The 13,818-nt window shown below is 57.9% G+C and carries 12 protein-coding genes; 2 read left to right on the top strand and 10 right to left on the bottom strand.

The genetic code is table 11. The features are described 5' to 3' along the window. Window positions 1-38 precede the first annotated feature (38 nt). Both MJ601_RS03625 and MJ601_RS03620 read left to right on the top strand, forming a co-directional pair. Window positions 39-1,061, top strand: coding sequence for an aldo/keto reductase (locus MJ601_RS03625; protein ID WP_242123360.1), 1,023 nt, complete (start codon window positions 39-41; stop codon window positions 1,059-1,061). Between the two features lie 72 nt (window positions 1,062-1,133). Continuing rightward, window positions 1,134-2,558: a glycosyl hydrolase family 28 protein gene (locus tag MJ601_RS03620; RefSeq protein ID WP_242123358.1), complete on the top strand. Its 1,425-nt coding sequence runs from the start codon at window positions 1,134-1,136 to the stop codon at window positions 2,556-2,558. Between the two features lie 90 nt (window positions 2,559-2,648). On the opposite strand, the gene MJ601_RS03615 is transcribed toward MJ601_RS03620, so the two are convergent. The 10 genes from MJ601_RS03615 to MJ601_RS03570 all read right to left on the bottom strand — a co-directional run. Next, window positions 2,649-4,319, bottom strand: a complete 1,671-nt coding sequence (locus MJ601_RS03615; protein ID WP_242123356.1) for an alpha-L-fucosidase — start codon at window positions 4,317-4,319, stop codon at window positions 2,649-2,651. A 64-nt stretch (window positions 4,320-4,383) separates the two neighbouring features. Then, window positions 4,384-5,415: a zinc-binding alcohol dehydrogenase family protein gene (locus MJ601_RS03610; RefSeq protein ID WP_242123354.1), complete on the bottom strand. Its 1,032-nt coding sequence runs from the start codon at window positions 5,413-5,415 to the stop codon at window positions 4,384-4,386. Window positions 5,416-5,517: 102 nt separating this feature from the next. Continuing rightward, window positions 5,518-6,717 carry a UxaA family hydrolase gene (locus MJ601_RS03605; RefSeq protein ID WP_242123352.1) on the bottom strand — a complete coding sequence of 400 codons (1,200 nt, stop codon included), beginning with the start codon at window positions 6,715-6,717 and terminating at the stop codon, window positions 5,518-5,520. After that, complete coding sequence (locus MJ601_RS03600; RefSeq protein WP_242123350.1) at window positions 6,714-7,013, bottom strand: UxaA family hydrolase; 300 nt, start codon at window positions 7,011-7,013, stop codon at window positions 6,714-6,716. Before MJ601_RS03600 ends, MJ601_RS03605 begins: the two co-directional genes overlap by 4 nt. Next, window positions 7,010-8,044 carry an aldo/keto reductase gene (locus MJ601_RS03595; protein WP_242123348.1) on the bottom strand — a complete coding sequence of 345 codons (1,035 nt, stop codon included), beginning with the start codon at window positions 8,042-8,044 and terminating at the stop codon, window positions 7,010-7,012. Before MJ601_RS03595 ends, MJ601_RS03600 begins: the two co-directional genes overlap by 4 nt. Further along, window positions 8,041-8,916 carry an amidohydrolase family protein gene (locus tag MJ601_RS03590; RefSeq protein WP_242123346.1) on the bottom strand — a complete coding sequence of 292 codons (876 nt, stop codon included), beginning with the start codon at window positions 8,914-8,916 and terminating at the stop codon, window positions 8,041-8,043. The genes MJ601_RS03595 and MJ601_RS03590 overlap by 4 nt, the downstream gene beginning before the upstream one ends. A 121-nt stretch (window positions 8,917-9,037) precedes the next feature. Beyond that, the gene (fucP, locus tag MJ601_RS03585; protein WP_491572885.1) at window positions 9,038-10,351 is read right to left on the bottom strand and encodes an L-fucose:H+ symporter permease; all 1,314 of its coding nucleotides are present in this window, start codon (window positions 10,349-10,351) and stop codon (window positions 9,038-9,040) included. A gap of 240 nt (window positions 10,352-10,591) precedes the next feature. Continuing rightward, window positions 10,592-10,927, bottom strand: a complete 336-nt coding sequence (locus MJ601_RS03580) for an L-rhamnose mutarotase (RefSeq protein WP_242123344.1) — start codon at window positions 10,925-10,927, stop codon at window positions 10,592-10,594. Between the two features lie 63 nt (window positions 10,928-10,990). After that, window positions 10,991-12,466, bottom strand: coding sequence for a mannitol dehydrogenase family protein (locus tag MJ601_RS03575; protein ID WP_242123342.1), 1,476 nt, complete (start codon window positions 12,464-12,466; stop codon window positions 10,991-10,993). A 230-nt stretch (window positions 12,467-12,696) separates the two neighbouring features. After that, a partial coding sequence (locus MJ601_RS03570; RefSeq protein ID WP_242123341.1) for a TonB-dependent receptor domain-containing protein occupies window positions 12,697-13,818 on the bottom strand: 1,122 nt, incomplete at its 5' end.

Here is a 13,818-nt window from a genome sequence, read left to right as displayed (position 1 = left end):
GGAACGACCAGGATATCCATCATGCCAGGATCTTCATCGTGAACGACATCTCCCTCCGCCGTGTCGGCCTGACCGCCCTCCATGTCCCGGAACTGGGATTCGGCGCCGCGTCGCTGGGCAATCTCTATCGGCCGGTCAGTGATGCGCAGACGCGAACGACCTTGAACGCCGCCCTGCAGATGGGGCTGCGCTATATCGATACCGCGCCGCATTATGGCCGAGGCCTGTCGGAACGACGGGTCGGCGACGCCGTCCGACTTGTGCCTGGCGTCACAATATCGACCAAGGTGGGGCGCCTGATGCAGCCGGACCGCACGGTAAGCGACGACCGAGAACGGGACGGCTTCCGATCGCCAATGCCATTCCGGGTGCATTACGACTATAGCCACGATGGGATATTGCGCAGCCATGAGGACAGCCTGCAGCGACTGGGCCTCAGCCATGTGGATATCCTGTATGTGCATGATATCGGCAGCTTCAATCACGGGGCAAAGGCAGCGCATTACTGGGAGCAGCTGACCGCCGGCGGCGGCCTGAAGGCGCTGGAGCGGCTGCGCGACGAGGGCCTGATTACGGCCTTCGGCCTGGGTGTGAACGAGATCGCGGTCTGCCAGGATGCGATGCGCGAGGCGCATCTGGACGTGATCCTGCTGGCGGGGCGCTATACGCTGCTCGAGCAGGAGGCGCTCGACAGCCTGCTGCCCTCATGCGCGGCGGCGGGAACGTCGGTCGTGGTCGGCGGCCCCTATAACAGCGGTATATTGGCGACAGGTACCCGCACCGGCAGCCAAGCACTCTATGATTATCAGCCAGCGCCCGCCGCCGTCATCGAACGCGTCCGCAGGATCGAGGCCGTTGCAGATCGGTATGATGTCACCCTGGCCGCTGCGGCATTGCAATTCGTGCTGGCTCATCCCCAGATCGCCAGCGTGATTCCCGGACTGGAAAGCGCCGCGCGCGTGGAGCAGACCGTGAACCTCTATCGTGAGGTCATAGCCCGGGATTTCTGGGCGGAACTGCGCCATCAGGGCTTGTTGCGCAGCGACGCACCCATTCCCTGACCTAAAGATGTGACGATGTGATAAATAAGTCTGGCCCCGGCGGGCAGACATATGTTATCGATATCCTGATGCATGAGAATGGCGGGGAGGGGTATGCGCATTTCGTTCGCGGCAGTTTTGATCATGGCCTTGTCAACGGCTGCGCCAGTCTGGGGCCAGACACTTCAGACCTATGACGTTCCACCAGCGCTGCAATATACGGCCCATAATGACGACTTCACTGTTCAGGTCCGTTCCGAAAACGGCGAGTGGAAAGATCTGTATGAATGGAATGTTCGCGTCGATCATGACCGACCGCAGGATGCATCCATGGTTTATTTCGATTTCACCGGCAAGGTCGAATTGCGTATCCAGAAGAATAACGGGAATTTCTCCAAGGTGAACATAGGTCCGAGGAACGATGCTCCTCGCCCCATCATACGCGACGACAAAGTCTATATCTCGCTGGATCATCCCCAGAATTTCGCGGTCTTTTTCGACGACGACCGCCTGCACAATCTTCACGTCTTTGCTGGAGCACCTATCCCCGCACCCCAAGGCGAAAATGTCCGCCGCTTCGGACCCGGCTTGCATGTACCCGAAGGCGGCGGCGGCGTTTTCAACGTCAAGTCGGACGAAACGGTCTATCTGGAGGGTGGAGCCGTGCTGAGGGGCACGTTCCGCGTCGACAATGCGCATAATGTGCGCATTGTCGGGCACGGCCTGATTCTGCCGCCTGCCGGCGAAGACGGCGCGCAGTTTCTGGTCGTCAAATCGCAGAATGTCTCTATCCAAGGGCTGATCGTGACACAGGCCGATGCCGGTGTCGGCCGATCGGTCATGTCGAAGGATATTCGTTTCTCCGACATCAAAGGTATTACCGGTGGCCGGTGGACCGACGGGATCAACATCTACAGTTCGGAACGGGTGTCGCTGGATCGTCTGTTCCTTCGGACTTCGGACGATTGCGTCACCGTTTATACGCATCGGGATGAAATCTATGGAGACTCACGCGACATCAGCGTGACCAATTCGACATTATGGGCCGATGTCGCGCATGCGATGTTCATCGGCGTCCATGGAAATACCATCAAGCCCGAAATCATCGAAAATGTCCGCTTCGACAACATCGACGTTGTAAATGTGGATGAAGACGACCCCGACTATGAAGGCGTCATGTCGATCATGGCCGGAGATTCGAACCTGGTGCAGGACATCAGCTTCAGCAACATCCGGGTAGACCGGATAGAGGAAGCCAAGCTGTTCCAGTTCCGCGTCATGCTCAACCAGAAATATAACACCAGTCCGGGACGCGGCATCAAACGCGTGACGTTGCGCAACGTGAGCTATACAGGCGAAGGTATGCCCAGCGCCTCGCTGATCTCTGGCTATGACGAGTTGCGCGGCATCGACGACATTCGCCTGGAAAATGTGACGATCGGCGGGCGCAAGATCGACATCGATAATCCAACGGTGCTCAAGATCGGCCCCTTCGCCCGAAATATCAGGACACAGTAGAAGCCTGACCTTGCCCAGCAAGCCGGCCGGTGGCACCCATGGTCTCGCCATCCGGCTTTTTCTTGGGACGAATCTTTCAAAGCATCATAGTCAGCTATCGTCGAGACTGGCCGTTGCCAGACCTTCTCCGGACAAGACCAGCGCCGCACCGATGCCATTTCGCAATGTGTCGGGCAATGGTACTTCCAGGGCTTCTTCCGTTCGGCGGAACGCAACCGGCGCGGACACCCCCGGCACTGTGACGCGCTGGATCTCACCGCGCCCGACCGGGTTGCCTTTCCCCCAGGATTTAAGGCGGACAACGCCGTCTTCCGGCCACCCCAGAACAAGGGCATGGACATTTGGTCCCTTGCGGACGTAGCGCACATCACTCGCTGTGTACGGCGACTTGGATCCCCCCTCGGCAAACATACCACTGTTGGGCTTGACGGGTCCCTCCCCATGGATACGCCAAGGTCGGGTGCCGTAAATTGCCTCGCCAAAGCGTGTCATCCAGCGGGCGAGTTGCTCGAGGATCATCTCTTCCTTCTCGTCGATGGTCCCGTCACCCCGCATCGGAATGTTCAGCAGCAGATTTCCATTTTTCGAAACGACATCGCACAGCATATGGATGATAGTCGCAGCGGTCTTATATCCATTGCGCTCATAAAGCGCCCGGTCATAATGCCAGTTGCCGATGCAGGTATCCGTCTGCCACGGAAAAGTCTCGATAAAGGACTTGCCGCCTCGCTCGACATCTTCCACCAATCCCATTCGCCGCTCGGCAGGCATCATTTTCGCGTTTAGAACAGCCTCCAGCCTGCCATCATGCCAGGAGAGGTTCGCGTTGTAAAAATAGGCCGCCATGTCGAGGCCTATCTGCTGGAAAGGTAGACCAAAATTGTCAAAATACAAAAGATCAGGCCGATATTTGTCGATCAGTTCACGGCAACGTAACGCCCAATCCTGGGCAAATTGTGGAGCGGCCTCAGGGAATGCCTCGGTCCAGATGCCATCAGTGCGTTCGTGGAGCGCGTCGGCTTCGGCAATGGTTTGAACCCCGTCGGGCAGCGGCATGGTACGTTTTCCATAAAGCAGCCCGGGATCCAGCCCATCCCACCACTTTCCGCGTCCATCCGCAGTTCCCAGGCGCGCGGCGTCATAGCGCTGGCCCCGCATCGGTCCCTCAGGGTCATAACCATAGGCGGTCTGAAACCAGTGCCACGAATGAGCGCTGTGATTGGACACCCCAAATCGCATACCGCGTGCACGCGCATGCCCGGCCCAGATTCCCACGATATCCTTGCATGGCCCGACCCGCGTTGAATTCCAGGGATGATAAGTGGACGCATAGGCGTCGAAATTGTCATGATGGTTTGCCAACGCAACGAAATAGCGCGCGCCCGCACGCTTATACAGGTCGATGAGACGTTCCGGCTGCCATCGTTCTGCCTTCCAGAGATTTGCGATCTCCATGAAGCCGAATTGCGACGGGTGACCGTATTTGGAGAGATGAGCCCGGTTGGCGCGGCTTCCCTGGCGGTACATGTCCCGCGCGTACCAATCACCTTCCTCCGGCACGCATTGTGCGCTCCAATGCGCCCAGATCCCGAACTTTGCGTCCCGAAACCAGTCCGGAGCCCTGTAACCTGCAGTCAAGGATGCCCAATCGGGAGTGTATGGCAGACCTGCCTGGCCATGAACGGCCTTTGCATTTTTGCTCAAGGCATCAGCAGCAGCAACCGCGCCGAATACTCCAAGCGTCTCACGCCGATTGAACATCAAGCTCCCTCTTCTGCTTTATACTACGCACGCCCATCAAGAACCGGCTGAAGCGGCACAGGAGCTAGGGCGCAAACTCACCGTCCGAGAAACGGCCAATGGCCTTGATGACTTTGCTTTGATTGGCAATCAACTCAGGTATCTGCGTTGCGGCCTCTTCCAGAAGAAAGCTGTGCGTGTGCATGGCCGCTGCCGGCACCATTCCATCCCTGATCGCGGAAATGACGCGGCGAAAGTCCGCTGCGGTCGCGTTGCGGCTTCCAACAAGCTGCATTTCACGCTTGTGAAATTCAGCGTCTGAGAATTTGATTTCTCCCTTCACCACGCTGATTAGGACGTAAGTTCCGCCATGCGCAACATAAGCAAAGCCAGCCTCGATCGCGTGGGGGCTGCCGGTGGCATCGAAAACCACATCGAAGAACTCACCACCGGTCTGGCCGCCCAGTCGTTCAGCGATGTCGCCCTCAACCCTCTCCACCCTATCGAATCCCAGATGATCACGAGCATATTGAAGCCGTTCGATCGAGGTGTCGATCAGCGTCACTTCGCCCCCTTCTGCCTTGGCGAAAATGGCGGCGGCTATGCCGATCGGTCCAGCCCCTACTACGAGGACCCTGTCCGCCGGTTGCACCTTGCCGCGGCGAACCGCATGAGCTCCGACAGACAGAAATTCGACCATCGCCGCTTGATCGAGCGTGAGGCCATCTACCTCGACGAGCGCCTCTTCCGGAACCGCTATCAGCTCGGCCATGCCGCCGTCGGCATGGACTCCCAACACCCTTATGCCCACACAGCAGTTCGGTTTACCCTTTCGGCAGGCGACACATTGTCCGCAGGCCAGATAGGGGTTGATGGTAACGATCTGTCCGGGTTTGAAGACGGATGCAGCATCTGCTTCCACTATCGAACCTGCCAGTTCATGTCCCATTACGCGCGGATAACTCAGAAATGGCTGGTTCCCTGCGAAGATATGATAGTCGGTTCCGCAAATTCCGACACGATTCACTTGAATCAGCACCTCGCCTTTGCCACGCCTTGGCCGGGGGCGCTGCTCGATATTAAGGGTGAACGGCTCGGAGCAGACAACCGTTTTCAATGAAATGACTCCCTGTAAAAAGAAATGGAGCTGCGAATACCATCCACAGGTTCGATTTTATCAATGACCACCGCATCACCATGCCATGCTCATTGATGAGCATCAGGCCGCGTTGGGCATGCAAGACGGTCCTGAAGGAGCGGAAGACTTGTAGGTGAGGACGAACTCTTGATGACCCAACTCTTCCGACCTGGTCGCCTGCCCCTGTGCGACCGCTTCGATCAGGGCCACGATTTCCTTTCCGACCTCATCCAACGTAGCCCTCCCCTCCAGGATACGGCCGGCATCGATATCCATGTCTCCCTCCATGCGACGGAAGGTCTCCGGATTCGCACAAATCTTGACGACCGGGGAAATTGCCGATCCGACGACCGAGCCGCGTCCGGTCACAAAGAGATTGATGTGAGCGCCACAGGCGATCAGTTCTCCGATCTCGGCATTATCCACGATATTGGGGAAGCCGAATTTCGGATCTCCGGGAGGCACTACATCCAGCAGATAGAGGCCGGGCCCGGGTGCACGCTCGGCTGGCAGTATGACGCCGTCTATCGGTCGGCTGCCCGACTTGGCATAGGCTCCGGCCGATTTCTCCTCCTGGCTGGTGAGGCCGCCTTCGGCATTGCCCGGAGAGAAGCTGCCATAGCCCATCGCACGATAATAACGCTCGGCCTTGTGCACCGAGGCGACGAGCGCCTCTGCTATCTGTGGCGTCGCCGCGCGCTCGGCCATATGCCCTTCGCAACCGATCATTTCGCCGGTTTCCTCGAAGATACATATCGCACCAGCATCAATAAGGGTATCAAAGGCGCGACCGACCGCGGGATTGCCCGTTATACCGCTGGTACCGTCCGATCCTCCGCAGATTGTGCCTATGACCAGTTCCGATATATTCAGGGGCACCCTGACCGCCTGTTCGTCCACAAGGTTGCGCACGCGTGCAACAGCCGCAATTCCCGCTTCAATCGCCTTGCGGGTTCCGCCAGCCTCCTGAATGACAACCGTTTCCACCGGACGGTCATTCTGTTGCGCGTTTGCGGCCAATGCCTCCCGATTGAAACTTTCGCAGCCAAGCGAAAGGAGAACCACGCCGCCGACATTGGGATGGGTGGTCAGGGCCTTCATCATGCCCAGCGCATAATCATTGGGATAGCAACCCGGAAAGCCGATGAGTTGTACTCTAGGATCGGCGGCCGCATCGACGATGCGCCGTGCCACGTGATGGGCGCATTCGACAAGATACACGACCACGATCGCATTTCTGATGCCTTTGCGTCCATCCGAACGCAGCCAACCGCTCATCATGCCTGATCTCCAGCCGCGTCGCGCATGTGCGCCGGCAAATAGTCGCTTTTCATATTGTGCAGGTGGACCCAGGAGCCCGCGGGCGCATCAACGGTCACCGAACCAATAGGCATGCCGTATTTGCGAACCTTGTCGCCCTTTTTCAGATCGACGAACGCTACCTTGTGACCGATCGGTACGGCTACATCTATCACGAGTTCCCGTTCTTCCACGAGGATGCGTTCACCCGCTTCGATTGGGCGGCAGCAAACTGCTACATTGTCCAAGGGCGACAGCCGGATCGCTGTGGGATTCATGCTGAACCTCCCGGCATGGGCGCGTCGCTTCGCACGAGGCGCCGATCATACAGTTCCGCCCAGAATGCCTCGGGGATGACTTGGCGGTAAAGGCGGATCGTCGCCTCCACGCGTTCGGCACTCCCCAGTCCGGGGAGCACGCATACGACCTGAGGATGTGCCAAGACGAATTGCAGCGCAGCAGCTGGCAAGGGGACGCCGTACCGTTCGGCGACATCCTCGATGAGCCGAACACGGTTCACCACTTCCTCGGATGCTGTCTCATAGTCATAATGTAACATTCCGCCGCCTCGCGTGCCTGTCGCCAGAATGCCGCTGTTATAAGGGCCACCGACAATGATTGACGTTCCCGCCAAGGCGCAGGCAGGCAGCAATTCATCCATGGCGCTCTGCTCAAGTAGAGTATAGCGCCCGGCGAGCAGGATCGCGTCGAGATCGATTTCCCGCATGACATCCATGCAGACGGCAATTTCGTTGACACCGATGCCCACGGCCGCCACCGTCCCTTCGGCACGCAGCCGTTCCAGTGCCTTCAGGCCGCCTCCTTTGGTCAGCTGTTCCCAATAAAAGGCGTGCCGTTCGCCATGAGTCAGGCTGCCGATATCATGGACGTAAAGAATATCGACATGATCCAGCCCCAGCCGCTGCAGACTGTCCTCATGACTGCGCAAAATGCCGTCATGACTGTAATCATAATGCTTGCGGAAGGGCATCGGAGATCGGAATCCGTCGCGCTCCCGATCGTCCGTGATGCTTCCGTCCGGCAACATCAAGCGCCCAACCTTGGTCGAGACGATCACGTCCGGCCTGAGGCGCACACTATCACCGACACGCCTTTCGGACAGGCCGCGGCCATAATGCGGCGCCGTATCGATATAACGCATGCCCGCGCCTAACGCAGCTTCCAGCGCGGCACGCGCCGCTTCATCCGATACGGGACGATATAAATTCCCGAGCGTCCCGGCGCCGAAACCCAGTTCCTCAACCTGGAGCCGCGTTTTGCCGATCGGCCGGCGGGCTATCTCGTTCACAGCTTCAAATCCAATCGATAGATGCGGTTCGCGTTACGACCCCACAGATCAGCCCGATCTTCACCTGAAAAGCCGCTGAACAGTGCCTCATAGGCACGCAGCGTGCAGTCCAGTGAGGCGAACAGCCGGTCTGTGGGGAAGTTGGAAGCCACCATCGCACGACGGCAGCCAAAGGCTTCGACAAGCTCGTACATCAGGTCGCCAAATGTCAGAGGGTCAAAAGGGCTATGGACAAAGCCGGCCCCGGATAGCTTGATCGATACCTGCGGCATCGCAGCCAAAGCCCGGATTCCCGCGCGCCATTGTTCCAGGCCATCCGTCCGAATCGGCATTCCAAGATGATTGACAACCACCTGTACGTCCGGATGAGCGGCAGCGACCTCCGCCAATCCAGCAAGCTGCGGCGGGAAACCATGAAAATCGTAGCTCAAGCCATGTCGCGCCAGCGCGGCAAAGCCTCGCCGCCAGGCCGGATCCAGAGTGAGATCGGCGGGATAGACCTGCCTCGCCGGATCGGAGTGCCAGTTGATGAGATGACGCACCCCCTTGACCCGAGGACGAGCTGCCTGCCGTTCCAGCACGCCCTCTATATCCGGATCGTTGAGCGCAACCTGCACCACCAACCCCGCAAGCAAGCCTTCTTGATCGGCGGCAGCGTTCAGCCAGTCGGTCTCGGCTTCAGCATCGCCCGCATGCGCGCCGGCTTCGACGTGCACAGCTGCGGCAACGTTCCAAGCTGCAGTCTCCTCGCGGTAGTCGGCGATCAGATATGTAGACGCGATCGCCGCCTTGTCCTCGCCCTTCAGCCAAGGATAGCGCAGTCGCGCCCTGTCCCACAGATGCAGGTGCGCATCGACGAACGTTGGCCGCATCACTGGCGGGCCCTGCAGTCGATGGGATGAGGGCTACCCATGGAATGACCATCACCGTCCGAGACCGTGGACAGCGTCAGCCCAGCCCCTGAGATGACCGAGCCCTTCCTGACCAACCGGGTCATGACAATTCCCTGAATTGATCGGCTTCACGGGTGCGTATGCACCAGATCGCGAAGGCCATGACGACCGCGAAGCCGAAGGCCGGGACCAGCATTGCCGTCGCAATACCCGCCAGATCGGACACCAGTCCCATGAGTGCGGTAAGTGCCGCACCGCCAATGATCGTCATGATGATCAGCGAAGAACCCACCCGGCGAAGAGATCCCAAACCTTCCACTCCTAATGCGAAGATAGTCGGAAACTGGATCGACATGAAGAAACTCGCCGAAACCATTGCATACAGTCCAATCCTGCCGCCAATAGTTCCGGCCACTATTGCCAAGGCCAGGGACACGGCGGCGAAGATAGCCAGCAACCGGACAGGAGGCACGCGCGCCATCAGAGCCGTGCCGAGAAAACGGCCAGTGGAAAAAAGCAATAAGGAAACGAAAAGCGCATCCGCGCCACTGCGTTCGGCCATGCCGACATTCGCCTGCGCGTAGCGGATTGTAAAGCTCCAAAGTCCGACCTGCGCACCAACATAGAAGAATTGCGCCGCCATGGCACCGACCACCCTTGGACGGCGCAAAATGTCCCTGAAGCTGCCCGTCTGCCCATCATGACCACCATGGGTGGAGCTGCCGGGAAAGGAGACCAGCGCAGCCGCGGCAGCGAACAGCAGGACGACAATGGCGATCACCACATAGGGAGTCGCCACCGCCTGCACTTCCGCCTTGTAGAAGGCCGAACGGGCTGCTTCCCCCATGGTCGCAAGTGTCCGTTCGTCATGCTCAATGCCCGAAAGGATGAAATTGCGGCCGATCAGGATCCCAGTAATCGCCCCGAGAGGATTGGCCGCCTGCGCCCAGTTCAGCCGGCGCGCCGCAGTCGCCGGATCACCAAATTCCGTCATGAGCGGATTGGCTGAGGTTTCAAGAAATGCAAGTCCTGCGGCAATCACGAATAAAGCCGCCAGAAAGAGCTGATAGGCACTTGCAAGAGCAGCCGGATAGAACAGCAACGCCCCACCCCCATAAAGAAGCAATCCCGTAACAATTCCCGCCTTGTAGCCATAGCGCCGCAACATCATCGAAGCCGGGATGGCGAACAGGAAATAGCCGAGATAGAAGACCTGCTGGACAAAACTCGTCCCGAAATCCGATAGCGTGAAGGCCTTGCGAAACTGGGCGATCAGAATATCGTTCAGGTTGTTGGCCATTCCCCAAAGGAAGAAAAGCGCAACCGTAATGACGAGCGCAGGATGCAGGCGCCGTTCTGTCACACTCGAAGCGGCATTCGCCGGCATTCCGGCCGGGGCCATTTCAAGCGGCATCACAGCCATGGCCCGAGACCCAAGAAAAATCCGGCTTCACATGCGTAACCGGATTCCACCCGGTTACAATCGCTTAGGAAAACACGCCATGCTAGGTTCATTCATCCCTCCAACACGTTTTCATATGTGAGAAATTATCTCAAGGAGCCGCGAATGGCAACGACAATCTGAAGTCCGTTCCACCAATCGGCTGAACTTCGCGAGCGAATCCGCGTCTGCCGACAGAACGCCATGCTTCGATCACTCATTTAACGAAAATAGCCTCGTCATCGGCACCCACTTCTCGCCGGGCAGCGCGAAAGGCAGTCGCTTCTGATAGTGATCCATGGCACTTTCCCAGCGCTCATCGATCATCCGCTCGGAGGCTTCGAGCGGGCGCGGCCAATCATCCTGCACTTCGGCAACCATAACCATGCGGTCTCCGACCCTCCAGATCTCCATCGCCAGGAATCCCGTTTTGCGAATATTCGCAATCACCCCCGGCCATACAGCTCCGGGGCGATGACGCGCTTCATATTCCCGGATCAGTTCGGCGTCGTCCATGAGATCAAGCGCAAAGCATATTCTGCGGGCCATATGATCGCTCCATGATGAGAGGCCAGGGGATTGACGCGGAATTCACGGATCGAACAGGGATCTTCAAGCCGATGCCTGCCGATACCCAGCGAGAGTGGCCAGCGCGCCATTTGCTTCAAGCGCTCCGAGCTTTTCAACGAGCGCCTCACGAAAACGCGCATCCTGCCTGAGTTCCACCGGAATTATCGCATCCATGGCGAGGATTGCGTCAACCCGCTCGGCAGGGGTCGAAGCTCCTGCCAGGGCTTCGGCAAGCGGCGCGGCAAGTGGATCGTCAATAGCAAAGGGTTCACCCAGATCGTTCCGGCCATGTTGCCATCGGATCCAGGCCGCAACCGCCAGGACAAGCGAATGGCTTGCCTGATCTTTTGCCAAACGCGCCCGGATCGTGGCGAGCAGACGCTGCGGAAGTTTCTGCGAACCGTCCATGGCGATCTGTCTTGTCTGATGCCGGAGAGTCGGATTTTCGAACCGCGCCATGAGATCACGGCGATAGGCCGCGATATTCAGTCCGTTCGGCGGCGACAATGTGGCCTCCGCTTCATCCCAGAGCGCTTCGACGAATGTTCGTGCATCAGGCAGCGCCAGCACTTCGTGGATATAATCGATGCCTGCCAAACCGCCAAGATAGGCGAGAGCGCTATGGGCACCGTTGAGGAGCCTCAATTTCGCCTCTTCCCAGGGACCTACAGCGGCCGTGAGCTGGACGCCAGACCCGAATGCAGGGCGCGCACTGCTGAATCGATCTTCGATGACCCACTGTGTGAACGGCTCGGTTTTGACCATCCCCCGGTCCTCAACGCCCAGGTGATCGGCCAGAGCGGCAATATCCCCGGCCGTGGTGGCAGGAACAATGCGGTCCACCATCGTTTCCGGAAATGCGCAGGTTATGGCGATCCAGTCCGCCAGCGCCGGATCATGGCGCCGGGCAAGCTCCAGCACGGCATTGCGCAGGCGCTGTCCATTTCGAGGCAGATTGTCACAGGAGATTGCCGTAAAAGGGCGCAGACCGGCTGCGCGGCGGCGGCTCAAGGCCGCCACGAGATAGCCCGGCGCGGTTTGCGGCCGTTCCAGCGAAGCAATATCGCGGGCGACCTGCGGATCGTCTTCAATCAACGCGCCCGTCAACGAATCCAGCTTGTAGCCCTTTTCGGTAATGGTCAGGGTCACGATGTGGGTGTACTCGGCAGACAGAGCGGCCAGCAACTGTTCCGGTTGCTCGGTGGCAACGATGACCTGTTGGACGGCTCCGATGATCCGGCGCCGCTCGATCGCACCGTCGCGCACGACCATCGTATAGAGCCCGTCTTGCGGTTCCAGTTGATCACGCACCGAGGCGGATCGTAACGAAGCTGCGCAGATTCCCCAACGGAGATCCCCACTCTCAAGCGCATCTTCGAATATCTCTGCCTGGTGAGCGCGATGAAAAGCACCGATCCCCAGATGGACCACTCCACAGGTCACCGACGCACGGTCATAGCTTGGACGCAATACGGTATCCGGTAGAACATCGCAGTTAGAGGAGGAAAGCCGGTTCATAATCAATCTTTTCCAAGATCCGAAATTGATTTTAATAGGATTTTATTCCATATTATTCATGATAATTTCGATTATATTCCATTGAATATCATAATGAAAACCACCACAATTATAAGATTTTTCAGATAAAAACTTAGGTAATTTTCAATTATAAATAATATGATCATCGTAATTTTATAGAGGAGCGCGGCACGCTGCACCGCGCTCCTCTGCGACCTTCCGGCTAAACCTTAGAAGCTTCCCCGAACTCCGAAGAAAAACTGGCGCCCAGGCCTACGATAGACAGCCAGCCGGTTTTCAACGCCGAAATAGGAATATTCATCCGAGTTGGTAAGGTTGATGGCTTCGAACGTCAGCGAAAGTTCCTTCAGGAACGGCAGCTTATAGCTTGATGACAGATCAAGCTGGCCGCGGCCTCGCGTGATGATGGAGTCAGGAAGTCCATCCTGGACGGGACCGATCTGTAAAGCATATTTCGAACGATAATTATAGGAGATTCTGAAGTTGACGTCGTCACGCTCGTAATAACCCGTGACATTGAAAGCGTAGCGCGACAATCCATTGATCCGCGTATTCTTGTTGGCTTCGACATATGTTGCATTACCGACGAAGCCAAGGCCGCGAACAACGAAAGACAAGGGCTGCTGGAACCCGATTTCGACCCCCTTGAGCGTTTGACGGTCTTGCACATTCTCGGCCGTCGAGAAAGTTACCAAAGTGTCGAGTCCGTTCACCAAGCCGCGGACGATCTGAGGGTCAAGCGCCGAGAGCGGAACGCCTGCATTGCGGAAGGGCGCTTGAAAGGAAACCGGCGCAACAAAGTTCTGGATATTTTTGTAGAACCCGGCCAGCGTCAAAGCCGCACCCTGTGCATAATACCATTCAAGGCCAAGGTCGACTGCATTGGAGAAATATGGCTGAAGATCAGGATTGCCCCTACTGACATCGCCCGTCAGGCTGACATTAGTTACAGGTTCGATGGAAGAAGGATCAGGACGCGTCATCGTCCGACTGGCCGAGAACCGCGCGAGAAGATTGCCGCCGAGATCATAGGAAGCATTCAGGGACGGCAACAGTTCAAAGTAGCTGTGGTCGTTTACTATGGGGGTGCCATTGAAGACATAGCTCACCTTCTGCTTCGTATTGACGCCACGAACGCCCAAATTCACCTTGAGATCGCGGCCCGCAAGTTGGGCCACGCCATTAGCCTCCAGGAAACCGGCGAAGTTCGTCTCGGACGTGCGGGTCGGCCCAGGATCGGACGCGAGCGCCGCTTTCTGCATCGCATCGAAATCGAACCGCTGATCAAGCGCGTCCAAATTGCCGCCCAGCCAAGAGCGATAACCAATCTG

The sequence above is a fragment of the Sphingobium trunci genome (assembly GCF_022664535.1).
Taxonomy (GTDB): domain Bacteria; phylum Pseudomonadota; class Alphaproteobacteria; order Sphingomonadales; family Sphingomonadaceae; genus Sphingobium.
The sequence above is the reverse complement of the archived record's forward strand: the minus strand, read 5'-3'. Positions and strand labels throughout refer to the sequence as shown.

What these genes read in the sequence shown, in the direction of transcription:
- MJ601_RS03605 (WP_242123352.1), bottom strand. Translation starts at nt 6,717, where the DNA reads ATGATGAGCGGTTGGCTGCGTTCGGATGGACGCAAAGGCATCAGAAAT.
- MJ601_RS03575 (WP_242123342.1), bottom strand. Translation starts at nt 12,466, where the DNA reads ATGAACCGGCTTTCCTCCTCTAACTGCGATGTTCTACCGGATACCGTA.
- fucP (WP_491572885.1), bottom strand. Translation starts at nt 10,351, where the DNA reads ATGCCGCTTGAAATGGCCCCGGCCGGAATGCCGGCGAATGCCGCTTCG.
- MJ601_RS03590 (WP_242123346.1), bottom strand. Translation starts at nt 8,916, where the DNA reads ATGCGGCCAACGTTCGTCGATGCGCACCTGCATCTGTGGGACAGGGCG.
- MJ601_RS03600 (WP_242123350.1), bottom strand. Translation starts at nt 7,013, where the DNA reads ATGAATCCCACAGCGATCCGGCTGTCGCCCTTGGACAATGTAGCAGTT.
- MJ601_RS03620 (WP_242123358.1), top strand. Translation starts at nt 1,134, where the DNA reads ATGAGAATGGCGGGGAGGGGTATGCGCATTTCGTTCGCGGCAGTTTTG.
- MJ601_RS03615 (WP_242123356.1), bottom strand. Translation starts at nt 4,319, where the DNA reads ATGTTCAATCGGCGTGAGACGCTTGGAGTATTCGGCGCGGTTGCTGCT.
- MJ601_RS03580 (WP_242123344.1), bottom strand. Translation starts at nt 10,927, where the DNA reads ATGGCCCGCAGAATATGCTTTGCGCTTGATCTCATGGACGACGCCGAA.